Origin of the sequence: Herbaspirillum frisingense GSF30 (assembly GCF_000300975.2) — a bacterium.
Lineage (GTDB): Bacteria > Pseudomonadota > Gammaproteobacteria > Burkholderiales > Burkholderiaceae_D > Herbaspirillum > Herbaspirillum frisingense.
In genome coordinates this window covers 64,424-89,541 of sequence record NZ_AEEC02000023.1, presented here as the reverse complement: position 1 = coordinate 89,541, position 25,118 = coordinate 64,424, and the positions used below count along the sequence as shown (strand labels likewise).

Here is a 25,118-nt window from a genome sequence, read left to right as displayed (position 1 = left end):
CCTGCGGCCACTGCTGCACCGGCCCTGCCGGCGCGCAAGAGCGAACCGGCCGCCTCGCGCGGCAACAAGGTGGAGACCGGCAATGATTCAGATTGGGAACAGTTCTGAGCGGCAGCACGATGGCGGCCGGGCCGCCATTCAAGTTCTGCAACATTCTTGCCGTAGATCAATGAAGTAACCGCAGCAGATAACGGCAGCAAGGGCCAGCAGGGTGCATTACGCCGGCACTTCGGCAGCCAATCGCTGTCCATGTTGACAGTAGCGGCGGCCTGCGCATGCGCTGCAGGCCGCCGCTGCAGGCCAGCACTGTAGGCCACTATGCATTGATCACCGGCAAGGAGGACGACATGAAACGAGACAAAGCCCTGATGGGCGAAATCCTGAAGCAGCTGGCATCCTTCGGCACCCTCTACGGCGACGTCGAAAAGATCCAGAGTACCCTCCCCGGCCAGGTGGCGCCCGAGGTCATCCTGCATCATCTGCGCCTGCTCTATGACCGCGGGCTGGCAGCGGTGGACATGCATAATTTCTGGCGCGTCACCGATCAGGGGTATGATGCGCTCGAATCTGGCGGCGAGCTCTTCAGCAAGCAGGAAGCGCCCCTCCCCGGCCAGCGTGGCATCGACAACTAGCTTTTCCATTCAATGAGCAATCCGGCAACACACCCTCTCCCTTCTCCGCTTTCTTCCGAACCCGCTGCCGCCCTGGCTACCGCCTCCCCCGACGGGCGCCAGCGGCTGGTGCTGGACACCAATGTCTGCCTGGACCTGTTCGTGTTCCGCGACCCGCGCTGGGCGGCTCTGCAGCAGGCGCTTGAAGACGGCAGCGTGGAGGCCTACACCCGCGAGGACTGCCGCAACGAATGGCTGGCGGTGCTGGACTATCCCCACCTGCCGGTCACGCCCGAGAACAAGCCGTCTATCTGCGCCGAATTCGACCGCCTGCTACAGTGCCTGCCGCTGGCCGAGGTCAATACCTTCGGCCTGCCCCTCTGCACCGACCGCGACGACCAGAAATTCCTGGAACTGGCCCTGCAGTGCCGCGCCCATGTGCTGGTGAGCAAGGACAAGGCCGTGCTCAAGCTGGGCAAGCGCACCCTCAAGCGTGGCATGTTCGCCATCGTGCAGCCCCAGCACTGGCGGCCGGACGCCTTCCTTGCGATGCCTGCCTGAACCGGCCGGCGAATGCGGCTAGAATAACGGGCTTGCGATCATCACAAGAACGAGCCCGCTGCAATGAGCACCCCCACTATCGTCACCAAGCTGCCCAAGGTCGGCACCACCATCTTCACCGTCATGTCCGCACTGGCCTCCGAAAAGGGCGCAGTCAACCTGGGACAAGGCTTCCCCGACTTCCATTGCGACCCGACGCTGGTCAACGCGGTCACCCAGGCCATGCAGGAAGGCCTGAACCAGTACCCGCCCATGGCCGGTGTGCTGCCGCTGCGCGAAGCCATTGCCGACAAGGTCGAACAGCTCTACGGGCATCGCTACGATCCGGTCTCCGAGATCACCGTCACCGCCGGTGCCACCCAGGGCATCCTGACCTCGGTACTGTGCGCGGTACATGCCGGCGATGAAGTCATCGTCATCGAACCGGTCTACGACTGCTATGTACCGGCCATCGAACTGGCCGGCGGCGTGCCGGTGTTCGTGCAGATGGAAGTGGGCGCGGCCGGTTACAGCATCCCCTGGGACAAGGTCAAGGCCGCAGTCACCCCCAAGACCCGCATGATCATGGTCAACACGCCCCACAACCCGACCGGCAGCGTCATGCGCGCCGCCGACGTGGCGGCCCTGGCCGATATCGTGCGCGGCACCGACATCCTGATCCTCTCCGACGAAGTCTACGAGCACATGGTCTACGACGGCCAGCCCCATGAGTCCCTGGCGCGTCACCCCGAACTGGCCGAGCGCAGCTTCATCAATTCCAGCTTTGGCAAGACCTACCACGTCACCGGCTGGAAGGTCGGCTATGTGGCCGCACCCGCCGCCCTCACGGCCGAATTCCGCAAGGTGCACCAGTTCAACGTGTTCACCGTCAATACCCCGGTGCAATACGGGCTGGCGGCCTACATGAAGGACCCGGCCCCCTACCTGGACCTGCCGGCCTTCTACCAGAAGAAGCGCGACCTGTTCCGCGCCGGCCTGGCCGCGACCCGTTTCGAACTGCTGCCCTCGCAGGGCACCTATTTCCAGTGCGTGAAGTACGGCGCCATTTCGGACCTGCCCGAAGCCGAGTTCTGCAAGTGGCTCACCACCGAGATCGGCGTAGCCGCCATCCCGGTCTCGGCCTTCTACAACACGCCACGTGAATCAGGCATCGTGCGCTTCTGCTTCGCCAAGAAGGACGAGACCCTGCAACTGGCGCTGGATCGGCTGGCCAGTCTGTAAATCCTTTATCTCTTTTATAGCGTTAGCGCATCGCCCGGCATTGCCCGGGCTCCACCCGACACCTACAGAGGACATCCATGATCGACGTATACAGCTGGGCCACCCCCAACGGCCACAAGGTCCACATCATGCTGGAAGAATGCGGCCTGCCCTACACCGCGCACGCCATCGATATCGGCGCCGGCGACCAGTTCACACCGCAATTCCTGAAGATTTCGCCCAACAACAAGATCCCCGCCATCGTCGATCCCGATGGTCCGGACGGCCAGCCGATCTCGCTGTTCGAATCGGGCGCCATCCTGATCTACCTGGCCGGCAAGACCGGTCGTTTCCTCGGCGAAACCGATCGCGAAAAGTATGAAGTGCTGCAATGGGTGATGTTCCAGATGGGTGGCCTGGGGCCGATGCTGGGACAGGCGCACCACTTCCGCCTGTATGCGCCCGAACAGATCGAATACGCCGTCAATCGCTACACCAATGAAGCGCGTCGCCTGTACCAGGTGATGGAAAAGCAACTGGGCCAGCATGCCTACCTGGCCGGCGAGCAGTACACCATTGCCGATATCGCCTGCTTCCCCTGGACCCGTTCGCACAAGAACCAGGGCATCGATCTGGCGGACTTCCCCAACGTCAAGCGCTGGTTCGATGCCATCAGCGCCCGTCCGGCCGTGCAACGCGGCGTGAGCGTGCTGGCCGACAAGCGCAAGCCGCTGCAGGATGACAAGGCCCGGGAACTGCTCTTCGGCGCCAGCCAGTACCAGAAACGCTGAACACCGGGCACCGGGCACTGGACCCCCAGCACCACGGAGCTGTTGCACTCAGCCCCGTGGTACGCAGGCCAGGGGCGCGAATTCGAAGCGGTTGCGCCCTCTTTCCTTGGCGCGATAGAGAGCATCGTCACTGGCCCGCAAGACCTGCTCCTGGCCGGCGCTGTCGGCCTGCATCAGGGCGATCCCGATGGACAGCGTCACCTCCACCTTGCGTCCGTCATGCCATAGCGGCTGGCCGGCAAAGCAGTTTTGCAGACGCGTCGCGAATTCGGCTGCCGCCTGCAGGTCCACCCCCGCCAGGATCACGGCAAACTCTTCCCCACCCAGCCGCCCGGCGGCATCGGTCTTGCGCAACTGGCTCATGAGCACGTCGGCAAAGTGCTTGAGCACCTGATCCCCCACGGCATGCCCCAGGCTGTCATTGATGCGCTTGAAATGATCCAGATCGCACATCAGCACCGCCGCCGTGCCGGCGATGCCGCGCTGGATGCGGTTGTACTCTTCCTGTAACCGCTGCATGAAGTGACGACGGTTGGGCAACTGCGTGAGGTAGTCGGTCAGGGCGAATTCCTGCAGTTCGAGCTCGATCGCCTTGCTCTGGCTGATGTCGCTGATGAAGCCATGCCACAGGATGGTGCCATCGGCCAGCCGCCGTGGCCGGGCCTCACCGCGCAGCCAGCGCACGCACTGGCCCGGTGGCATGACCCGGAACTCCAGTATCCAGTGAGAGGCGCCGGCCAGCACCGCCTGGCGCGCCGCTTCGTAGAGCGGCATGTCTTCCGGATGGATCACGCTCTTGATCACCGCCGGCGACTCCAGCAACTGCTGGGGCGCCAGGCCATAAGTCTCGCGCGCACCTTCGCTGACATAGGTGAAGTACCCGCGCCCGTCCGGTGGCACCTTGAACTGGAACACCATCCCCGGAATCTCGTGGGTCAGGTAGTCCAGCATGCGGCTGCTCTTGGTCAGCTTTTCGGTGAGCCGCTTGATCTCGGTGATGTCGGTAGTGGTACCGATCATGCGTAGTGCATTGCCCTCTGCATCACGTGCCACCACCTTGCCGCGACTGCAGATCCACTTGTAGCTGCCATCGCGGCAGCGGATGCGATGCTCGACCTGGTAACTGTCGGAGCGCGACTCGAAGTGCTGGCGCACGGTCTCCTGGACATAGGCCAGGTCATCCGGGTGGATGCGCTGGTAGGCGTCCTCCAGGTGACTGGAGAGCTCCCAGTCCTCGTATCCGAGGATGGCTTTCCAGCCGCGCGAATAATACATCTCGCCAGTGACGGCATTGCGGTCCCAGATGCCGGTACCGCTGCCTTCGATGGCCAGCGCCATGCGCTCGTCAGCCACCCCGGGCGGCTCGCCCTTGACCCGTACATGCACCGGCACCAGCGAGCGCTCGATGGCCAGCATGGCCATCGATACTGCCGCCCCGACACTGCCGCGGTAGCCCTGATCGCGCTCCACACTGTCATCGACCGCCACCTGCCCGTCGGCGCATACCACCAGCACCCCCGCCACTTCCCCGGCGAAGGAGCGCAGCGGCAGCATCTCCCGCAGGCGCAGGCCGTATGCTGCGCCCAGCGCAGACAATCCACTCCAGAAACCGGGGGTGTCAGGATCATCTACCTCCAGTGCCGTCACCTCGGCCAGGAAAGCCGGCGCCATGCGTGGTGCGGCACCTATGCGCATGCGGCGCGCCTGGGCGTCGAACAGGAAGATCGCCAACATGCGCTGTGGGGTGGCGCAAGAAAAACCGCTGGCGATACGATCAAGCAACTGATCCAGCGGAGCGCCGCGAGCGATATAGGAGAGCGTGAGGTGATTGAAAGCGAGTGCCTTGCGCGCAAAGTCGCAATCGCGGTTATGCTCGGCGGCAACGGCGGCCGCGTCCTTATTTGGCGTTGGTTCTGGCATCATGAAAGCATGTTCGGCTATGACTTGGCGGATCGACCACCGGCCGTGCCGGCCACCCGGAAGGGACGCCGTATCAGGCTTTTACCTTAGCACCATACGCGAGCAAGTTGCACGGAAATCAATCCTGACCACGCAATGCGATGCGTCCAGGCGACAAAGCAGGTGAGCTTCTGCGAGAAAGCAGACAGGCCGCATCAAGGAAAGCGAGCCAGAGGCGGAGCGGTCATCGGGTCAATAGCAGCGCACGAGAAATTCAGCCACGCACACCGGCTTTTCCAGCCCATCGCACTGCACCGTGATTTGCCAGGTGAGCTGCAGGCCACCCGGGACTTCCTCCACCGCCTGCAGCGTGATGAGACCGCGCACCTGGCGTCCCACCGGCAGCGGTGCCGGGAAACGTACCCGGTTCAGGCCATAGTTGAGCAGCATGCGCACCTCGGGGCCCATGCTGATGGATTCAGACAGCATCCGCGGCAACAAGGCCAACGTCAGGAAACCATGCGCGACCGTGCCGCCAGAGGGCAATTCCCGCGCCGCGCGCGCCGGGTCGACGTGAATCCATTGGTGGTCGCCGGTGGCATCGGCGAACCGGTCGACCTGCTCCTGGGTGATGGTGATCCACGCGCTGGTGGCCACTTCCTGGCCTGCCAGCGATTTCAGTTCTTCCAGGCTGGCGATGCTGCGCATGCTGGTCTTCTCCTTGTTGTCGTCATCGGGGTGCGCTACGTCGGCGCTCACTCAGCCATCCTGCCAGACCACCCGGTTGCGTCCCTGCTGCTTGGCCAGGTACAGGCGGCGATCGGCCATCTCGATCAGTTCACTGATGTCCTGCGCCTGGCCCGGGACCACGCAGGCCGCACCCACACTGACGGTGAGCCAGGAACTGACATTGGAGCGTTCATGCGCGATCTGGTTCGCCTCGATCAGCTGACACACCTTATGGGCGATGGTCTGCGCGCCTGCCAGCGGCGTGCGCGGCAGGATCATGGCGAATTCCTCGCCACCAAAACGGGCCGACAGATCGGCCGGCCGCTGGATGCTGTTGTCCAGCGTCTGCGCCACCCGGCGCAGGACGGCATCCCCGGCCACGTGACCGTAGGTATCGTTGAAGAGCTTGAAGAAATCCACGTCGATCAACAGCAGCGACAAGTCCAGACCGTCGCGCCGCGCACGCCGCCATTCGGCGCCCAGATAATCATCGAAATAGCGGCGGTTGGCGATGCCGGTCAGGCCATCGGTATTGGTCAGGCGCTGCAGTTCGAAATTGGTCTTCTGCAACTGCTGCTGACTCTCGCGCAGCGCACGATAGGCGGCGTCGCGCTGCAGCAGGTTGATGTAGGAGCGCGAGTGGTAGCGCAGGCGCGCCACCAGTTCGATCACATCCGGCAGCTTGACCATGTAGTCATTGGCGCCCCCGGCAAAGGCATCGCGCTTGATCTCCGGATCGTCACGCGAGGACAGCACGATGATCGGCACATTGGCCAGGGCGGCGCTGGCGCGATACTGACGCACCAGGGTCATGCCATCCACGCCCGGCATCACCAGATCCTGCAGGATCACGGTGGGCCGGGTCTTCTCCGCCACCGCCAGCGCCTCCTCGGCGCGGGTGCAGAAATGGAAATCGATGTGCTCTTCGTTGAGCAGGGCGCGGCGGATCGCCTCACCCACCATGGCCTGGTCATCCACCAGCAACACCATGATCTTGTATTCGTCGCTCGGTGGCACGGGGCCACCGGTCTGGATGTCGGTAGGTTGCACCGAGCTCATTGTTTCTTCCTTCTATTGTTCATGTTGACGCCACGATGGCCTGCAACCGCACGGCGATGGCCGTCACGGACAGCACCTCGACGGCGGCGTTCAGGGCCACCGCCGCCTTGGGCATGCCATAGACCGCGCAGCTTTTCTGGTCCTGGGCGATGGTGTGGTAGCCGTTCTCACGCAAGGCCTTCAGGCCGGCTGCGCCATCGCGCCCCATGCCAGTGAGCAATACGCCGGTGGCCTTGCCTTGCCAATGCCGGACGACGCTGTGGAAAAAGGTATCCACCGACGGTCGGTAGACGTCGGCGGCAGCACCTTCGACATAGGCCAGCCGGCTGTTTTCCTTGAAAACCAGATGGTGGTTGCTGCCGGCCAGCAGGACTTCGCCACGGCGTGGCAGATCCCCCTCGCCGGCCAGGCGCACCCGCAGCAGCGACTGCTGCTGCAGCCATTGCGCCATGCCGGGCGCGAAGCCGGCATCGATATGCTGCACGATCACGATGCTGCCGCCGAACTCGCGCGGCAACTGCTTGAGCAAGGTGGCCAGCGCCGCCGGACCGCCGGCCGACGCCCCTACCGCCACCAGGGGTGCCAGGTCTTCCGAGGACACCGACGGTAGTGGTCGCACGCCGGGCCGCACCGGCGCGGTCACCACTTCCGGACCGAGCCGGCCGAGGTTGTCGATCTTTTCGATCAGCGCTGCGGCGTCACGCTTGCCGGCCGCGCCGATCAGGGCCGGGGTCTGGGTGGCATCCAGCGCACCATAGCCCAGCGCCTCGTAGATCTTGGCGGCACTGGTATCCATGTCCGAGGTCACCACCAGGATCGGGCAGGGTGTCTCCTGCATGATCCGGCGGGTGGCTTCCACGCCATCGACCTTGGGCATGAGCAGATCCATCAGCACCACGTCCGGCAACTGCCAGGCGCACATCTGTACCGCCTGTTCACCGTCGCGGGCAATCCAGATCAGTTCGTGCCGGCCGCTCTCGGCGACGACCCGGCGCAATACCTCCACCATCATGGGCGTGTCGTTGACGATCCCGATCTTCACGATGTCGCCTCTCCAATCAAATCCGTGACGGCCTGCAACAGGCTTTCGTCGTGGAAACTGCTCTTGGTGAAATAGTGATCGGCGCCGGCCTCCAGGCCGCGCTGCCGGTCTTCCTCACGATCCTTGTAGGACACGATCATCACCGGCAGCGACTGCAGCTGCGGTGCGCCGCGAATCAGGCTGACCAGTTCGATGCCGTCCATGCGCGGCATGTCGATATCGGTGATGACCAGGTCGAAGTGCTCGGCGCGCACCGCATTCCAGCCATCCATGCCATCCACTGCCACCGTGACCTGATAGCCGCGATTGGCAAGCATCTTGCGTTCCAGCTCGCGCACGGTCAGCGAATCGTCGACCACCAGCACCTTCTTGCGGGCGGCCACGGCGGCCTGCGCAGCGCCGTCCTGGTCCACCGTCTGCAGGCGCCCGGACGAGGTCAGCTTCTGCACCGTGCGCAGCATGTCGGCCACATCCAGGATCAGCAGCGGCGCACCATCTTCCATCAGCGCACCGGCTTGCACATCGGGGATCTTGCCCAGGCGCGGATCCAGCGGCTGCACCACCAGCATGCGCTCGCCCAGGAATGCATCCACCGCTACGCCATAGCTGTGCTCCTGTTCGCCGATGACCACCACGCAGACGCTGCCGTCACGGGCGCGCCACTGGCCCTTCTGCAAGACCTGATGAGCACTGACCAGGCCGATCTGGCGGCCCTCGTGGCTGAAGTGCTGGTAGCCTTCCAGCGTCTGCAAGGCTTCGGCTGGCAGGCGCAGCGTGCGGTTGACGTAGGCCAGCGGGAATGCATAGGGTTCGCCGGCAATCTCCACCAGCAGGCTGCGGATCACCGACAGGGTCAGCGGCAATTGCATCAGGAAACGGCTGCCCTGCCCCGGCCGGGTGGTGATGCGGATCGTGCCACGCACCTGCTTGAGCATGTCGGCCACCACGTCCAGCCCCACGCCGCGCCCGGAAATCTCGGTCACGGTGTCACGCAGGGTGAAGCTGGGCAGCAGCAGGAATTCCAGCAACTCCGCCTCGGACAGACGGGCCGCCGTCTCTTCGTTGGACAGTCCACGCGCCACCACGGCGCGCCGCAATTGTTCGATATCGATGCCGGCACCATCGTCGCTCACTTCGATGAGCAGCATGCCGGCGCTATGGCGGGCCTCCAGCCGCACCACGCCCTGCTCCGGCTTGCCAGCCGCCCGGCGGATCGCGCCGTCTTCGATGCCGTGGTCCACGGCATTGCGCAGCAGGTGACCGATGGGGGCTTCCAGCTTTTCCAGGATGTCGCGGTCGATCTGGGTGACGCTGCCGCTGATGTCCAGCCGCACCGACTTGCCCAGGGTATGGCCGACGTCGCGGACCATGCGGGCAAAACCGCCGGTGCCATCGGCGAAGGGCCGCATGCGGCATGCCAGCGCTTCGTCGTAGAGCCGCTGCGACAGGTTCACCGAGCGGCGGTCGAAGGCCTCCAGTTCATTGACCTGGTCGCCCAGCAGATGCTGGTTCTGCTGCATCAGCGTACGCAATTCGGACAAGGTAGCCTGGGTGAATTCGTCCAGCTGGGCGGTGGACAGTTTTTGCTGCAGCAGGTCCAGCGCCAGCATGGCTTCGCGCTGCACGCGCTTCATGCGCAGCATGCTGGCCGCGAAGGGCTTGAGACGGCGCGATTCGACCAGGGATTCCCCGGTCAGGCTCAGCAGATGATCCAGGCTCTCGGCGCTGACCCGCACGGAACGTGTACCGGCAGGGGCCGCTACCGGCGCGGGCGTGGAGGCAGGCGCGGACAAAGCCGGCGCGGGCTCGGCAGGGACGGCAGCTGACAGGGGGGCGGGCGACGCCACGGTCTCCTTGGGTTCAGCCGGGGCGGGAGCAGAAGGCGCGGAGGGGGCAGCAGTGTGCGGCCAAGGAGCCGCCTCGCCACCACTCATCACCGCGGGCAGGGCCAGCAGGAAGGCTTGCACCTCTGCGCTACCGGCGTGATCGGCCCAGGCCTCGTCGCCATCGGGCGGAGAGGCGATGCGTCCCAGCAAATCGGCCCCGCGCAGCAGCACATCGATGTGCTTTTTCTCGAGCAGCAGCTTGCCCTGCTGGGCCAGCACGAAGCAGTCCTCCAGCACGTGGGCGACCTTGACCGCCGTTTCCAGCCCGACGATACGGGCTGCACCCTTGAGCGAATGGCCGGCACGCATGCAGGCTTCCAGGTGTTCGGCGGCCGTTGGCTGCAACTCCAGCGCCAGCAGGCTGGCGTTGAGCTGGGCAATCTGGCTTTCCGCCTCGAAACGGAACAGGTCCAGCATAGACATCTGGCTCAGGTCGGGCGTACTCATGTCATGCTCCGGTTGAGTACGTAGAACAGCAATTCATGGTCCAGCAGGCCGATCTGTCGGCCACGCCACTCCACCATGCCCCGCGTGTACTGGATCGTGGCATGGGCCAGCGTGGTCGGTACCGGCGCCAACGCATCGGGGGCATAGCGGTGTACACCCACCACCTGCTCCACTGGGAAGACCAGCGTCTGGCCTTCGTAGGCGGTCACCAGCAGATGGGAGGCGCCCTGCCCCGGCGCTGATTCCGTCTGCAACTGCAGCAGCTGCGCCAGCGAGACACAGATGCGCAAGGCGCCCCGGATGTTGAGCACGCCGCTGATGGCCGGGTTGCGCTGGTGCGGCAGGCTGTGTACGGGACGGGTCTCGGCCACTTCCTGCACCACCGTGGTGGCAATGGCCAGCCACTCACCGCCGATGCGCACCACCAGCGCGGAAGCGTCTGCCCCCTGCGGCTGTGGCTCGGTCCCTACGGCGGAATGCATCCACTGCTGCGCCACCTCGGCCGAGGCGGGAATGCGATCGAGCTGCTGCAGGGCGGCGCGGGCGAAGGTCGGGCAATTCAGGCAGCGCAGGTGCTGCTGCAGCTCGGGGCAAGTGCCATCGCCCTTGGTGCCGATGCGGTTCCAGCAGTCATCGATCACGGCATCGGTTGGCATCACTTCAGCCATGTGCGTCCTCCCGTGACGGGCTCAGGCGGGCGGCACGCTGACGCATGCGCTCGGCGCCGGCGATATCGCCCTGCGCCTGCAGCAGCGCAGCCAGATGCAAGAGTGCCGGCTGGTGCTCGGGTTCCAGGTAGAGCGCCTTGCGATAGCAGCGTTGTGCCTGCTCGTGGTCGCCACCGGCGTCGAGGATCAGGCCCTGCAGATAGAAGGCAGCCGCGCTCGGCCCCTGCTCCTGGATGGCCTCCTGGCACAAGGCCTGGGCCTGTTCGAGCTGGCCCTGGTCGGCCAGCAGCCGCGCGCGCTCCAACTGGCCGGATGGCAGCGCGACCGGCGGCGAAGCCATCGCAGACGGCGCCGGCACGGCTGGCCGGCGCTTAGCCGCGACAGCAGGCGCGCCCATCGGGATGGCAGACACGGGCGGTGGCATCGCTGCGGTTTTGGCTGGCGCGGCCCAGGCCGGCACAAGGCCGCTGGCCCGCTGTACAGGGCGCTTGCGAAACCCGAAAGCCAGGGCGATGCCAGCCGACTCCAGGCGCGGACTCAACAGGATGCCGCCCTCGGCCGGACCGACGAAGATGACGGCATCCGGCTTCATGAGAGCCTCCAGCAGGTTCACCACGGCGTGCTGCACGTCGCGTTCGAAGTAGATCAGCACGTTGCGGCAGAAAATGAAATCGTAAGGGGCGGCATGCCGCAGGAAATCCGGTGCCAGCAGGTTACCGGGGGCAAAGCGCACCTGCTCGCGGATGTGTGGCTGCAGGTGCCATTGGCCGTCATGCGCAGTGAAATAGCGGTCACGAAAGCCCAGGTCGCGCCCCCGGAAGGAGTTGCGCCCATAGATGCCGGCAGCGGCGATCTCCAGCGAGCGGGTGCGGATATCGTAGGCGTCGATCACGAACTGGCCTGGCAGCAGGCCGGCATCGAGCAGGGCCATGGCCAGGGAATACGGTTCCTCGCCGGTGGAGCACGGCAGGCTGAGGATGCGCACCGGGAGCGCAGGCTGTGCGGCCAGGCGCTCGCGGGCCAGGCGGGCAGCCGCGAGTATGGCTTCGCGATCGCGGAAGAACCAGGTCTCCGGCACTACCGCCAGTTCGATCAGGGATTGCAACTCCGCGGCCGAGGTCTGCAGCAGCGCGAGGTAGAGGCTGTCATCGCTGATTTCCAAGGCCGTCATGCGCTCGCGCACCACGCGTTCGATCAGGCTGGCACCCACCGTGGCCATGTCCAGGCCCATCGCAAGCTTGAGCTTGTCGGCGATGTGCGGCAGGGCCTTCATGCCGGCTCCTGCGGAAAGAGCAGTGCGCGGGTGGCCGGGTCCAGCAGGTCCTCGACCTGCACCCGCTGCAGCAATCCACCCTGATAGGGCCGCACCGGGCCCAGATAAGGCGCGCCCTCATTACGCACGGCCGCCGGGACAAACCCGGCAGGATCACAGCGCAAGGTCTCGGTGGCCTGCTCCAGGATCAGGCCCAGCAACTGCGGCGCGGGCAGGCCAGCGTGGTAGTGCAGCAGCACTAGGCGGGTACTCACGCGTGCCGCGGCAGCACGGCCCAGCACCAGATGCGACAGGTCGATCACCGGCACGTGGCCATCACTGTGGGGCAGCAGACCGGCCACCCAGGGGGGTGCCCCGGGCAGGGCCTTGCAAGGCGAGAGCGGCAGCACCGACGCCACCTCGGCGGTAGACAGTGCATAGCGCTCGGCGCCCAGCGAAAACAGCAGGAACAAAGACTCGCTCATGGTCAGGCGATCCGCCTTGCGGCTCAGTCCATCACCTTGAAGCGCGAAACCCCATTGCGCAATTCGTTGGAGACCACGTTCAGTTCCTCGATGGCCTGGCCCGACTGCTGCAGCGACTCCACGGTCTGCTGCGCGGCCTCAGACAGCTGTACCAGGGCCTGGTTGATCTGCTCGGCGCTGTTGGCCTGGGCCTGCATGCCTTCATTGACGGTCTGGAAGCGCGGTGCCAACGCCTGCACCTGGGCAATGATCTGCGACAACTGGCTACCGGCGGTCTGCACGTCCTGCATGCCGCGTCGCACCTGGTCGGAGAACTTGTCCATGCCCATCACACCGGCCGCCACGGCGGACTGGATTTCCTTGACCATGACTTCGATGTCGTAGGTCGCCACGGCCGTCTGGTCGGCCAGGCGGCGGATTTCAGTGGCCACGACCGAGAAACCGCGCCCGTGTTCGCCGGCCTTCTCGGCTTCGATGGCGGCGTTCAGCGACAGCAGGTTGGTCTGGTCTGCCACCTTGGTGATGGTGGTGACGACCTGATTGATGTTGCCCGCCTTCTCGTTGAGGATGGCCAGCTTGGCACTGACCGAACCGGCCGCGTCCATCACGTTCTGCATGGTGTCTTCCATGCGGGTCAGGCCGGCCTGGCCATTGCCGGCCAGCGACGAGGTCTGGTCCGATACCACCGAGACTTCGTTCATGGTGCGCACCAGGTCGCGCGAGGTGGCGTAGATTTCACGCGAGGTGGCGCCGATCTCGGTGGTGGTGGCAGCCGTCTCGGCGGCCGTGGCCTGTTGCTGGCGGGCGGTGGCGGCGATCTCGGTGACCGAGGTGGCCACCCGCGCCGAGGATTTCTGGGCCTGCGAGACCAGTGCCGTCAGTTCATCGGTCATGCGGTCGAAGCCGCTCCCCAAGACGCCGAACTCATCCTTGCGGTTCAAAGCCACACGGCTTGAAAAGTCACCCGAGCGCATCACGTCGAGGATGCGCATGAGTTTCTGCAAGGGCTCATTGATGGCGCGCATCAGGAAGAAGCCGCATACCAGCGCCACCAGCAAGGCCGCCATGAGCGAAGTGAGCATGGCGAACTGGGCCGAGGTGACCGCATCGTTGATGCGGCTGGCGGCGTCATCGGCGATACCCTTGTTCACTTCCACCATGCGCTGGGTGAACTGATAACCCAGGCGCCACTGCGGACGGATCTGCTCATTGAACAGCTTGTCGATGGGCGGACGCTGGCTGAAGTCCATCTTCAGCACCTCGGTGACGAGGGCGCGGTATTTCTGGCGGGTTTCCTTGAATTGCTCGAAGAGCTTGCGATCGTCGTCGGCGAAGATGGTCTTTTCGTAGTCTTCCTGCAGACGGTCCAGCCGCTCGCCGTTGCGGCGCAAGAGGGCCAGATTGGCCTGGCGTTCGGCCTCGCTGGTATCGATCTGGGCGATCTGCTGGGTCATCAGCAGGTTTTCGTACCAAGCAGCATTGATCATGGTGCTGTAGTACAGGCCGGGGGTCGAATCCTGGCGCAGCGCCGTGGCACTCTTCTCGATGCGGCCCAGATTGACCGCGGAAATGCCCGCCATCAAGGCCATCAGCAGCAGGATGAGCCCAAAGCTACCCAGTATGCGTTGCTTGATCGTCCAGTTCTTCATGCGCAGGCTTTCCTTTGGATGGAAACGGCTTTCCTCCCTACTCGCTCGGGCCAGTGCCGGACGAAAGGCAGGAAAACCGCATCATGCTGTCTAGTAATAATTCGAGATTATCATTGAAACGTTTCAATTTCACTATTATCCCTTGCCGCCGACAGTTTTGCTTCACTGCAATGAAAACGGCGCCCATCGCGGGCGCCGTGGCAGTGATGAGATCAGCCGGAGCGGCCGGCCGGATCACACCGGCATGGGCTTGTTGTCCTGCAGATCAAGGAAACCCTTGATGAGCCGGTAGGCCTTCCATATCCAGGCCAGGGCGAACACCAGCACCGCCAGCGGGATGCCGATCACGGTCGCCCACAGCACGCCACCGGCGATGAGCCAGAACAGGTACCACCAGAACGAGCGGATCTGCCAGCGATGATGGGTATAAAGGAAGGTATCGCGGACATCGCCGCGCTTGAGGTAATTGACGATCAGCGGCAGGCAAGACAGCATGCCCAACGAAAACACCAGGCAGGCGGCATGAGCCAGATAAAGCCACCACACCAGGTCTCGGCCCGATTGCGTTTGCGAATCCAATACCAGTTCCTGGTTCATCGTGTCTCCTGAAGTGGGTCGGTTGGCTGGTCCTGGATTCAGGCCAGCAAGTTCAAGATGCCGTCCAGCCCGACGAAATTCAAGCCCACGCTGGCCTGGGCGCGTACCACCGGCTTGGCACGGAAGGCGACCGACAGGCCCGAGATGCCCATCATGCGCAGGTCATTGGCGCCGTCGCCCATGACGATGGCCTGGGACGGCTCGGCGCCGATCTCGCGGCAGATGCGTTCGACCGTGGCACGCTTTTCGTCCGCATTGACGATGCCGCCGACCACCTTGCCGGTCAACTTGCCGTCGGCCACTTCCAGGGTATTGGCGTGGGTGTAATCCAGGCCCAGGCGTTGCTTCATGCGGTCGGTGAAGAAAGTGAAGCCTCCTGAGACCAGCAAGGTCTTCAGGCCGGCCGCCTGCACGGCCTTCAGCATGTTTTCCGCCCCCGGCGAGAGCTGCAGACGTTCGTCATAGACGCGTTGCAGGGCGCCGGCATCCAGGCCCTTCAACAGCGCCACGCGGCGGGTCAGGCTTTCGTTGAATTCGATCTCGCCGCGCATGGCGGCCTCGGTGATCTCGGCGACCTGGGGCTTCAGGCCCTGCATGTCGGCGATCTCGTCGATGCATTCGATGGTGATGAGGGTCGAATCCATGTCCATGGCGACCAGGCGGAAATCGGCCAGCTTGCGACCTTCCTCGATGAAGGCGTAGTCCAAATGGGCCTTCAGGCAGGCGCCATCGATGCTGGCCTTGAGCGCATCGCTCAGGCTCACGCCGGCCACACGCCAGGCGTCGGCGTCGGCCACGCGGCTGGGGGCGATGCGTTCGGCGCGACCACCGGCCAGGGCGGCAATGGCCTCGATGTCGGCGGTCGAGACAGCGTGTTGCTTGGGGGCTTGCAGGATCAGGTTCATGTTCTTGGGGTGATGTCGTTGATGCGTGATTCGTTGTAAAAACGCTGGTGAGCCGGGCTCAGGCGATCAGCCGGTCAGCGCCTTCATGGTGGTCTTGACCTGCTGCACCCGCGCCGCCAGGTCGGGCATGCTGGCGGTGATGCGCAGCTTGTCCGGGCCATTGAGCTTGACCTGGCGGTTCTTCTGCACCAGTTCGATGATGCGCATGGCATCGATCGGCGGATTGGGGACGAACTGCAGCAAGGCCGCCTCGGAATGGGCATCGATCTTGATGATCCCCAGCGGCTTGGCGGCGATGCGCAGGCGATGCGTTTCGATCAGCGCCTTGGCCGGGTCGGGCAGCTTGCCGAAGCGGTCGATCAGTTCTTCCTGCAGGGCGTCGATGGCGTCGGACTTTTCGCAGTTGGCGAAGCGCTTGTAGAGCGACAGACGCTCGTGCACGTCGCCGCAATAATCATTGGGCAGCAAGGCGGGGGCGTGCAGGTTGATCTCGGTGGTGGTCGAGAGCGGGGCGGCCAGGTCGGGCTCGCGGCCATCCTTCAGGGCGCGCACGGCTTCGTTCAACATGTCGGAATACATCTGGAAACCGATCTCGTGGATCTCGCCCGACTGGTGGTCGCCCAGTACTTCGCCGGCACCGCGGATTTCCAGGTCGTGCATGGCCAGGTAGAAACCGCTGCCCAGTTCCTCCATCTGCTGGATCGCTTCCAGGCGCCGCTGCGCCTGCTTGGTCAGACCCTGCACGTCTTGCACCAGCAGGTATGCATAGGCCTGGTGGTGCGAACGGCCGACCCGACCCCGCAACTGGTGCAACTGCGCCAGGCCGAACTTGTCGGCACGGTGCATGATGATGGTGTTGGCGGTGGGCACGTCGATGCCGGTCTCGATGATGGTGGTGCACAACAGGATGTTGAAACGCTGCGCCACGAAGTCGCGCATCACCTTTTCCAGGTCGCGCTCGTGCATCTGGCCGTGCGCCACGGCGATGCGGGCCTCGGGCAGCAATGCTTCCAGCGCCGCCTTGCGGTTGGCGATGGTCTCCACTTCGTTGTGCAGGAAATAGACCTGGCCACCCCGCTTCAATTCGCGCAGGCAGGCTTCGCGGATCGTGGATTCGCTCTCGCCCCGCACGAAGGTCTTGATGGCCAGGCGCTTCTGCGGCGCCGTGGCGATGACCGAAAAATCACGCAGCCCTTCCAGCGCCATACCCAGCGTACGCGGGATGGGGGTGGCGGTGAGCGTCAATACATCGACCTCGGCGCGCAGGGACTTGAGCGCCTCCTTCTGGCGCACGCCGAAGCGGTGTTCCTCGTCGATGATGACCAGGCCCAGGCGCGAGAACTTCACTTCATCCGAGAGCAGCTTGTGGGTGCCGATGACGATGTCGATGGTGCCATCGGCCAGGCCCTTGATGGCTTGCGTGACTTCCTTGCCGGTACGGAAGCGCGACAGTTCGGCGATCTTCACCGGCCAGTTGGCGAAGCGGTCGGCGAAGGTGGTCGCATGCTGCTCGGCCAGCAGCGTGGTCGGTGCCAGGATGGCCACCTGCTTGCCACCCATCACTGCCACGAAGGCGGCACGCAGGGCGACCTCGGTCTTGCCGAAGCCGACGTCGCCGCAGATCAGGCGATCCATGGGCTTGCCGCCGGTCATGTCCTTGATGACGGCGTTGATGGCGGCGGCCTGGTCGGCCGTTTCCTCGAAGCCGAAACTGTCGGCAAAGGCTTCATAGTCATGCGCCGAATACTGGAATGCATGACCCTGCCGCAGCGCCCGGCGGGCGTACAGGTTCAGCAATTCGGCGGCGGTATCGCGCACCTGCTGGGCCGCCTTGCGCTTGGCCTTTTCCCACTGGCCGGAGCCCAGCGCATGCAGCGGCGCATCTTCCGGCGAGGCGCCGGAATAGCGCGAAATGACATGCAACTGCGAGACCGGCACGTAGAGCTTGGTCTCCTTGGCGTATTCCAGATGCAGGAATTCGGTCTCGCCCTCGCCCAGGTCCATGCTGACCAGACCCATGTAGCGGCCGATGCCGTGACTGCTGTGGACCACCGGGTCACCGATCTTCAGTTCCGACAGGTCGCGCACCATGTACTCGACATCGGTGGCCGCCTGCTGCTTGCGGCTGCCCACGCGGCGGCCGCTGCCGGCATACAGTTCGGTCTCGGTCAGCAGTGCCAGACCGTCGGCGGTGATGAAGCCGGCCTGCAGCGGCGCTACGCCCAGCATCAGCGGTTCGTCGCTGGCCAGGAAAGCCTCCCAGTCCTCGCACAGCACTGGGTGCAGGTCGTATTCGGCGAAGTATTGCTGCAGGGTTTCGCGCCGGCCATTGGTCTCGGCGCAGATCAGCACGCGTTCGGCACCCTTGAGCAAGAAGCTGCGCAGGTTCACCAGCGGATCATCAGCGCGGCGGTTGACAGCGATATTGGGCAGCGGCGCGGATATCGCCGAGGGGGCATCGTCGGTCTTGAGCACCCAACGGGCATGCGGCTTGAGGAGGGTGAAGAAATCTTCATCATCCAGATAGATGGCCTTGGGCTCCAGCACCGGACGTTCACGGTCGGCATTGAGGAAGGTCCAGCGCGAGCGGGTATCGCTCCAGAAGCGCTTGATGGACTGCTCGATGTCGCCCACGGTGGCGAACATGGCGTTGGCGGGCAGGTACTGGAACAGCGTGGCCGTCTCGTCGAAGAACAGCGGCAGGTAATATTCGATGCCGGCCGAGGCGATGCCGTTGCCGATGTCCTTATAGATGGCCGAGCGCGTGGGGTCGCCCTCGAACACTTCGCGCCAACGGTTGCGGAAGGCCAGGCGCGCCGCCTCGTCCATGGGGAATTCGCGGCCCGGCAGCAGGCGCACTTCCGGTACCGGATAGAGCGAGCGCTGGGTGTCGGCATCGAAGGTGCGGATGGTTTCGATGGTGTCGCCGAACAGGTCCAGCCGGTACGGCAGCACCGAACCCATGGGGAAGATGTCGATCAGGCCGCCGCGTACCGAATACTCGCCCGGCGACATCACCTGTCCGACGTGGGTGTAACCGGCCAGGGTGAGCTGGGACTTGAGCTTGGCCTCGTCGAGTTTCTCGCCCTGCTTGAAGAAGAAGGTATAGGCGGCCAGGAACTGCGGTGGCGCCATGCGCAGCAGCGCCGTGGTGGCCGGCACGATCAGCAGGTCGCACTGGCCGGACTGCACTTCATAGAGCGTGGCCAGGCGTTCGGAGACCAGGTCCTGGTGCGGCGAGAAGGCGTCGTAGGGCAGCGTCTCCCAGTCCGGCAGCAGGTGGCAGCGCAGGCGCTGGCCTTCCTTGGGCTGGAACCAGGGGATTTCGGAAAGCAGGCGCTGGGCGTCGGTAGCCCCGGCCACTACCACGGCCAGCATGCGGCCTTCGGCCTTGAGTGCCAGGGCGGCCTGGGCCAGCAGGTAGGCATCGGCCGAACCGTGCACGGCCGGCGGCTGGAAACGGACACCCGTCTTGGGCAGGGATTTTTTCGGATCGAAGGACATTCAGGATCGGGGGATCGGCTTAACTCGACTGGGTTCGGCCTGGTGCGGCCTCATTCGGTTCATTGGACAGGTGCATCAGCAGCGGCCACCGCGCGTGCGGCGCCGCAAAATGCCGGCCGTTTGCAAGGGATTGGCATTAGAATTCAGCCTCTCATTATAAACGATGGTCCCATCCCAGGCCGCCGCCAGGCGGGCCGTGAGCGGGGCCGGTCTGGCCCGCATGAACGCTCCGTCGTCTTCCCCCGCTACCTCGCAACATTACGCGCTGATCCCGGCCGCCGGCGTGGGCGCCCGCATGGGCGCGCAAATTCCCAAGCAATACATGACACTGGCCGGCAAGCCCATGCTGCTGCATGCATTGGAGACCTTTGCCGCGCATCCGCGTATCGACCACAGTTTCGTGGTGGTCAGCCCCGAGGATGGCTGGATCGACGCCCTGCTCCCCCCCGCCCTGCTGGCGCACACCACGGTGCTGCGCGTGGGTGGGGCGACGCGGCAGGACAGTGTCTTCAATGGCCTGCAGGCCATCCGCGCCCAGGCCGCCGATGGCGACTGGGTGCTGGTCCACGACGCCGCCCGCCCCGGCCTGGACGGCGCGCTGATCGACCGTCTGCTCGTTGCGCTGGCCAATGATGAGGTTGGCGGCCTGCTGGCGCTGCCGGTGGTGGATACCCTCAAACGCAGTGATGACCAGTCCCGCTCGCAGGACACCGTGCCGCGCGCCGGCCTGTGGGCGGCGCAGACACCGCAGATGTTCCGCTACGCCTTGCTGCAGCACGCCCTGGAACAGGCGCGCCAGCAGGACCGTCTGGCCGCCATCACGGATGACGCCAGCGCGATCGAAATGCTGGGCCTGCGCCCGCGCCTGGTCGAAGGCAGCCCCCGTAATCTCAAGGTCACGCTGGCGCAGGACGCCGCGCTGGCCGAATTCTTCCTGAAAGGTCCGCACGCATGAGCATTGCCTTCCCCTTCCGCATCGGCCAGGGTTATGACTGTCACGCCCTGGTCGAAGGCCGCCCGCTGATCCTGGGCGGCGTCACCATCCCCCACAAGAAGGGCCTCTTGGGCCACTCCGACGCTGACGCCCTGCTGCACGCCATCACCGACGCCCTCTTCGGTGCGGCCGCGCTGGGCGACATCGGTCGCCACTTCCCCGATACCGACCCGCAATTCAAGGGCGCCGACTCACGCGTGCTGCTGCGCGAAGCCGGCAAACGCCTGGCAGCGGCTGGCTATGCCGTGGGTAACGTGGATGCCACCATCATCGCCCAGGCCCCCAAGATGGCACCGCATATTCCGGCCATGGTGGTCAATGTCGCGGCCGATCTGGGGATTTCTGAGCAGCAAGTGAACATCAAGGCGAAAACCAACGAAAAAATGGGTTTTTTGGGTCGTGAAGAAGGGATTGCGACGGATGCCGTTGTGCTGATCTACCGCCAAAACGCCGAAAAAGCGCTGTAGGAAACTGCCCGACAGGACAATGTCAGACATTGTCCGACAGCCGGAAAGCCGCACCAGACAAGGGATACAGGGCGACATCCTGCACCATTTGCCAGCATGCAGAGAAAGCTAAAGCACCGAAAAAAACCATTAAAACTTTTAATTGAACTTTCGAGCCGAAAATGGCTTGCATTCTCGATTTAATGAGTATAATCGTCGCGTCGTTAGGATTCGAGCTGGTAGTGCGGTTCTTCGCTGTCATTCCTCCCGAGTAACGATAAAGAGCCGGGCGCAAGCCCCAATCAATTAAATTTAGGAGTCCGTAATGGCAACTGGTACCGTCAAGTGGTTCAACGATGCAAAAGGTTTTGGCTTCATCACCCCGGACGAAGGCGGCGAAGATCTGTTCGCTCACTTCTCGGCTATTCAATCGAATGGCTTCAAGTCGCTGAAGGAAAACCAACGCGTTTCCTTCGAAGTGACCACCGGCCCGAAGGGCAAGCAAGCTTCGAACATCGTTCCGGCTGCTTAAGCTTTTCAAGCTAAAAAAAATCCCCGACTCGTCGGGGATTTTTTTCGTCTGTCGCTTTTGCATCTGTCCGGGATATGCCGTACGGACGAGCTGCACTTCATCTCGACAGCACCCCGGCCCATGAAAAATCCCCGCCACTCTTGCGAGTGGCGGGGATGTTCATTCTGCCTGAAGCGAATCTGAATCAGATTTCTTCGTACAGCGGCAGCGTCAGGAACTCGGCAAAGGTCTCGGAGGTGGACATCTCTTCGAAGATCTTGGCCGCACGGTCATAGGTAGGACCGTCACCAGCCACCTGCTTCACCTTGGCCAGCTCTTCCGGGATCATGGCGCGCACCATGTCGGCGCTGACCTTGCGGCCATCTTCCAGATTGCCCTTGGCGCTGCGGATCCACTGCCACACCTGGGCACGGCTGATCTCGGCGGTGGCCGCATCTTCCATCAGGTTATGGATGGGCACGCAACCGTTGCCGGCCAGCCAGGCACCCAGGTAGTGGATGCCGACGTTGATGTTATAGCGCAGGCCGGCTTCGGTGATCGGGGTCTCCGGCTGGAAGTTCAGCAGGTCGGCCGCCTTCACGTCCACATCCGGACGCTGCTTTTCGAACTGGTTGGGCTTGTCGCCCAGCACCGCCACGAATTCCTTCATCGATGCCTCGACCAGGCCCGGGTGCGCAACCCAGCCGCCGTCGTAGCCGTCGGTGGCGTCACGACGCTTGTCGTTGATGATGCCCTGCATGGCCACGGCGTTCTTTTCCGGGTCGTTCTTGATCGGGATCAGCGCGCTCATGCCGCCGATGGCCGGGGCGCCGCGCTTGTGGCAGGTCTTCAGCAGCAGCAATGCATAGGCGCGCATGAAGGGCGACGTCATGGTGACCTTGGCGCGATCGGCCAGGCAGAAGTCCTTGTCGTTCTTGAACTTCTTGATGCAGGAGAAGATGTAGTCCCAACGACCGGCGTTCAGGCCGGCGCTGTGCTCGCGCAGCTCATAGAGGATTTCTTCCATCTCGAAGGCGGCGGTGATGGTCTCGATCAGCACGGTGGCCTTGATGGTGCCTTGCGGCAGACCGATCTCGTTCTGCGCCATGACGAAGATGTCGTTCCACAGACGCGCTTCCAGGTGCGACTCCATCTTGGGCAGGTAGAAGTACGGGCCGGCGCCACGGGCCAACTGCTCCTTGGCGTTGTGGAACAGGAACAGGGCGAAATCGAAGATGCCGCCGGAGATGCGCTTGCCGTCCAGGGTGACGTGCTTTTCATCCAGGTGCCAGCCACGCGGACGCACCACCAGGGTGGCGATCTTGTCGTTGAGCTTGTAGCTCTTGCCGTTGGATTCCAGCGAGATGGTGCGACGGATGGCGTCGGACAGGTTGATCTGGCCGCTGATCTGGTTATCCCAGACCGGCGAGTTGGAATCCTCGAAGTCGGTCATGTAGCTGTCGGCGCCCGAGTTGAAGGCGTTGATGACCATCTTGCGTTCCACCGGACCGGTGATTTCCACGCGACGGCACTTCAGTGCCTCGGGGATGGGCGCGATCTTCCAGTCGCCGGTGCGGATGGATTCGGTTTCCTTCAGGAAATCGGGGCGCTCGCCGGCATCCAGGCGCTTGACGCGCTCGGCGCGGGCGGCCAGCAGTTCCTGACGGCGGCCTTCGAAGGCGCGCGAGAGCTTGGCGACCAGCGACAGGGCCTCGAAGGTCAGGACGTTTTCGTAACCCGGCTTGATCTCGCCGGAGATTTCCATGCCGGTGGGCAGCTTCAATTGCGTCATGCTGGACTCCTCAAAAAGAAAAATGGACTAGGTGAGCTTGTTTATCTTGTTTTCATAATTGTGCCTGATGCGCTGTCGCTTTTTGCATCGCATCACGCACTTTATGTACGCAGTATATTTAAACAAAATCCCTATGAGTGGAAGCTTTTATCACTTTATCTTTGCGTTTTAGTCATAAGTGAGCAGATAATCCGCAGGTAGTGATGATGCGGCCTGTGCCACTCCCGGCGCGGCTTTGCCCCGATTCCAGCCTCTTCCCAGGGACCCGCATGGACCAGTTCAAGCAGATTTCGACCTTTGCCGAGGTCGCCACCCGTGGCAGCCTCTCGGCCGCCGCCCGCGCCGAGGGCATCGCCCCGGCCATGATAGGCCGCCGGCTGGACGCACTGGAAGAGCGCCTGGGCGTGAAACTGCTGCAGCGGACCACCCGCAAGATCGTCCTCACCAATGAAGGTGCCGCCTTCCTGGAAGACTGCCAGCGCATCCTGGCCGACCTGGAAGATGCCGAATCGGCCGTCTCCGAACGCAGCGCCCGCGCCAGCGGGCAATTGCTGATCTCGGCCCCGGCCGGGTTCGGACGCCAGCACGTGGCGCCTCTGGTCCCCTCCTTCCTGGCCGAGCACCGCGACGTCACGCTCACGCTGAACCTGAACGATCGCATTGCCGACGTCATCGGTGAAGGAATAGACGTGGCCATCCGCATCGCCACCCTGACCGACTCCAACCTGGTGAGCGTGAAGCTGGCGGAAAACCACCGCGTCATCGTCGCTGCACCCTCCTACCTGCGTCGCCATGGCACGCCGCAGACCCCCGATGAGCTGGTGCGCCACAATTGCCTGGCCATGAGCAGCGAAGGCAGCCAGCGCGGCTGGACCCTGAAGCAATCGGGCAAGGTCAGCATCTACAAGGTCGGCGGCAACATGGTCTGCAATGACGGTGAGGTGTTACACAACTGGGCGCTGGCCGGTCGCGGACTAGCCTGGCGTTCGATGTGGGAAGTCGGCGCCGCCATCGAGGCCGGGGAACTGGTCACGGTGCTGGACAAGTTTGCCGCCCCGGCCCCCTCCATCTACGCCGTGTTCGCACAGCGACGCCACCTGCCCTTGCGTATCCGCGCTTTCGTGGATTTCCTGCGGCATGCATATGCCCAGCCGGATTACTGGAAACAGGCCAGATGATCACTGTTGACATGTGCCGCAGGTAAGGATGCGGTAAGACAGCTCACGGGATGATGCCGGCGTCGCATCCCCCTTGACGTCTTTCCCCTCCCCTGGAGTCCCCATGTCGATCCGCTTCTCTCCGCGCACGCCCCTGGCCTGCGCCGCGCTACTGATGTTGCCCCTCCTGGCCCACGGCCAGCAATCCGCCACCACCGAGCCCGTTGCCGACAGCAGCTCCAACAACAGCCAATGGGCGCTGGGTGCCGGCGTGGGCGTAGAACGCAGTCCTTATGCCGGCTACGGCAATCGCACCCGGGCGCTGCCCCTGCTTATGTACAATGGCCCCCGGTTCCGCTTGCTCGGCACCACGGCCGACCTAAAGCTGGGTGCCGTCGGTCCGGTCGGCTTCTCTCTGCGCGCGCAGTATGCCGATGAAGGCTATGAAGGCAGCGATGCGCCCATCCTGAATGGCATGGAAAAGCGCAAGGGTGGTTTCTGGCTGGGCGGTGCCGCCCTGTGGCGCAACCCGTATGCCGACCTGTCCCTGGAATGGCTGGCCGATGCATCCGGCAACAGCCATGGGCAGACCGTCAAACTGCGCGCAGAGCACCGTTTCAAGAGCGGCCGCTTTACGCTGGTACCCTACCTGGGAGTGAACTGGATGAGCAGCGACTATGTGGACTATTACTTCGGCGTACGCAGCAACGAGGTCCGGGCCGGTCGCGCCTTCTACCAGGGCAGCTCGACCGCAAACCTGGTGGGTGGCCTGCGCACCGACTGGCAGATGACTTCCTCGCAGTCGCTGTTCCTGGATCTGCGCGTGACCCGCTTCGGCAGCGGCATCACCGATAGCCCGCTGGTCGATCGCAGCAGCGCCGCCGGGGTGCGCGCCGGTTATCTCTACCACTTCTGACGGGGTCCATTCCTTCA

Annotated in this window: 23 protein-coding genes; 9 read left to right on the top strand and 14 right to left on the bottom strand. The window is 63.9% G+C overall.

Annotated elements, in window-relative coordinates:
* Window positions 1-347 precede the first annotated feature (347 nt).
* From HFRIS_RS16165 to HFRIS_RS16150, 4 genes are all read left to right on the top strand, one after another.
* Window positions 348-632, top strand: a complete 285-nt coding sequence (locus tag HFRIS_RS16165) for a hypothetical protein (RefSeq protein ID WP_039876096.1) — start codon at window positions 348-350, stop codon at window positions 630-632.
* 12 nt (window positions 633-644) lie between these two features.
* Window positions 645-1,172, top strand: coding sequence for a putative toxin-antitoxin system toxin component, PIN family (locus HFRIS_RS16160; protein ID WP_039876062.1), 528 nt, complete (start codon window positions 645-647; stop codon window positions 1,170-1,172).
* A 63-nt stretch (window positions 1,173-1,235) separates the two neighbouring features.
* Window positions 1,236-2,393 (top strand): pyridoxal phosphate-dependent aminotransferase, encoded by a 1,158-nt coding sequence (locus HFRIS_RS16155; RefSeq protein WP_006464481.1) that lies wholly within the window; start codon window positions 1,236-1,238, stop codon window positions 2,391-2,393.
* Window positions 2,394-2,470: 77 nt separating this feature from the next.
* Window positions 2,471-3,163 carry a glutathione binding-like protein gene (locus tag HFRIS_RS16150; protein WP_006464480.1) on the top strand — a complete coding sequence of 231 codons (693 nt, stop codon included), beginning with the start codon at window positions 2,471-2,473 and terminating at the stop codon, window positions 3,161-3,163.
* Between the two features lie 48 nt (window positions 3,164-3,211).
* On the opposite strand, the gene HFRIS_RS16145 is transcribed toward HFRIS_RS16150, so the two are convergent.
* The 12 genes from HFRIS_RS16145 to mfd form a co-directional block, all read right to left on the bottom strand.
* Window positions 3,212-5,086, bottom strand: a complete 1,875-nt coding sequence (locus HFRIS_RS16145) for a sensor domain-containing diguanylate cyclase (RefSeq protein ID WP_051110929.1) — start codon at window positions 5,084-5,086, stop codon at window positions 3,212-3,214.
* A 228-nt stretch (window positions 5,087-5,314) separates the two neighbouring features.
* Complete coding sequence (locus tag HFRIS_RS16140) at window positions 5,315-5,770, bottom strand: MaoC family dehydratase (RefSeq protein ID WP_039876094.1); 456 nt, start codon at window positions 5,768-5,770, stop codon at window positions 5,315-5,317.
* A gap of 51 nt (window positions 5,771-5,821) precedes the next feature.
* Complete coding sequence (locus HFRIS_RS16135; protein WP_006464477.1) at window positions 5,822-6,850, bottom strand: GGDEF domain-containing response regulator; 1,029 nt, start codon at window positions 6,848-6,850, stop codon at window positions 5,822-5,824.
* Window positions 6,851-6,869: 19 nt separating this feature from the next.
* Window positions 6,870-7,892, bottom strand: a complete 1,023-nt coding sequence (gene cheB, locus HFRIS_RS16130; RefSeq protein ID WP_006464476.1) for a chemotaxis response regulator protein-glutamate methylesterase — start codon at window positions 7,890-7,892, stop codon at window positions 6,870-6,872.
* Window positions 7,889-10,225, bottom strand: coding sequence for a hybrid sensor histidine kinase/response regulator (locus HFRIS_RS16125; RefSeq protein ID WP_006464475.1), 2,337 nt, complete (start codon window positions 10,223-10,225; stop codon window positions 7,889-7,891). The genes cheB and HFRIS_RS16125 overlap by 4 nt, the downstream gene beginning before the upstream one ends.
* The gene (locus HFRIS_RS16120) at window positions 10,222-10,893 is read right to left on the bottom strand and encodes a chemotaxis protein CheW (RefSeq protein ID WP_006464474.1); all 672 of its coding nucleotides are present in this window, start codon (window positions 10,891-10,893) and stop codon (window positions 10,222-10,224) included. Before HFRIS_RS16120 ends, HFRIS_RS16125 begins: the two co-directional genes overlap by 4 nt.
* Complete coding sequence (locus HFRIS_RS16115; RefSeq protein ID WP_006464473.1) at window positions 10,886-12,166, bottom strand: CheR family methyltransferase; 1,281 nt, start codon at window positions 12,164-12,166, stop codon at window positions 10,886-10,888. Before HFRIS_RS16115 ends, HFRIS_RS16120 begins: the two co-directional genes overlap by 8 nt.
* Entirely contained in the window at window positions 12,163-12,630 is a 468-nt protein-coding gene (locus HFRIS_RS16110) for a chemotaxis protein CheW (RefSeq protein ID WP_039876059.1), read from the bottom strand. Before HFRIS_RS16110 ends, HFRIS_RS16115 begins: the two co-directional genes overlap by 4 nt.
* A gap of 23 nt (window positions 12,631-12,653) precedes the next feature.
* Window positions 12,654-14,279: a methyl-accepting chemotaxis protein gene (locus tag HFRIS_RS16105; RefSeq protein WP_006464471.1), complete on the bottom strand. Its 1,626-nt coding sequence runs from the start codon at window positions 14,277-14,279 to the stop codon at window positions 12,654-12,656.
* A gap of 234 nt (window positions 14,280-14,513) precedes the next feature.
* Window positions 14,514-14,876 (bottom strand): DUF4870 family protein, encoded by a 363-nt coding sequence (locus tag HFRIS_RS16100; protein ID WP_006464470.1) that lies wholly within the window; start codon window positions 14,874-14,876, stop codon window positions 14,514-14,516.
* Between the two features lie 38 nt (window positions 14,877-14,914).
* A complete protein-coding gene (gene serB / locus HFRIS_RS16095; protein WP_006464469.1) occupies window positions 14,915-15,781 on the bottom strand; it encodes a phosphoserine phosphatase SerB in 867 nt (288 codons plus the stop codon).
* A gap of 66 nt (window positions 15,782-15,847) precedes the next feature.
* Window positions 15,848-19,285 (bottom strand): transcription-repair coupling factor, encoded by a 3,438-nt coding sequence (gene mfd / locus HFRIS_RS16090; protein WP_006464468.1) that lies wholly within the window; start codon window positions 19,283-19,285, stop codon window positions 15,848-15,850.
* Window positions 19,286-19,505: 220 nt separating this feature from the next.
* Between mfd and ispD the strand changes: the two genes are divergently transcribed.
* Window positions 19,506-20,240: a 2-C-methyl-D-erythritol 4-phosphate cytidylyltransferase gene (ispD, locus tag HFRIS_RS16085; protein WP_039876092.1), complete on the top strand. Its 735-nt coding sequence runs from the start codon at window positions 19,506-19,508 to the stop codon at window positions 20,238-20,240.
* Entirely contained in the window at window positions 20,237-20,746 is a 510-nt protein-coding gene (gene ispF / locus HFRIS_RS16080) for a 2-C-methyl-D-erythritol 2,4-cyclodiphosphate synthase (protein WP_006464466.1), read from the top strand. The genes ispD and ispF overlap by 4 nt, the downstream gene beginning before the upstream one ends.
* A gap of 22 nt (window positions 20,747-20,768) precedes the next feature.
* On the opposite strand, the gene HFRIS_RS25465 is transcribed toward ispF, so the two are convergent.
* A complete protein-coding gene (locus tag HFRIS_RS25465; RefSeq protein WP_161625982.1) occupies window positions 20,769-20,918 on the bottom strand; it encodes a hypothetical protein in 150 nt (49 codons plus the stop codon).
* Window positions 20,919-21,050: 132 nt separating this feature from the next.
* Between HFRIS_RS25465 and HFRIS_RS16075 the strand changes: the two genes are divergently transcribed.
* Entirely contained in the window at window positions 21,051-21,257 is a 207-nt protein-coding gene (locus HFRIS_RS16075; protein WP_006464465.1) for a cold-shock protein, read from the top strand.
* A 184-nt stretch (window positions 21,258-21,441) separates the two neighbouring features.
* Here the strand turns inward: HFRIS_RS16075 and aceB are convergent, their stop codons facing one another.
* The gene (aceB, locus tag HFRIS_RS16070; protein ID WP_006464464.1) at window positions 21,442-23,028 is read right to left on the bottom strand and encodes a malate synthase A; all 1,587 of its coding nucleotides are present in this window, start codon (window positions 23,026-23,028) and stop codon (window positions 21,442-21,444) included.
* 269 nt (window positions 23,029-23,297) lie between these two features.
* On the opposite strand from aceB, the gene HFRIS_RS16065 reads away from it, so the two are divergent.
* Window positions 23,298-24,206 (top strand): LysR family transcriptional regulator, encoded by a 909-nt coding sequence (locus HFRIS_RS16065; protein WP_006464463.1) that lies wholly within the window; start codon window positions 23,298-23,300, stop codon window positions 24,204-24,206.
* Between the two features lie 103 nt (window positions 24,207-24,309).
* A complete protein-coding gene (locus HFRIS_RS16060) occupies window positions 24,310-25,101 on the top strand; it encodes a MipA/OmpV family protein (protein ID WP_006464462.1) in 792 nt (263 codons plus the stop codon).
* Window positions 25,102-25,118: the final 17 nt, after the last annotated feature.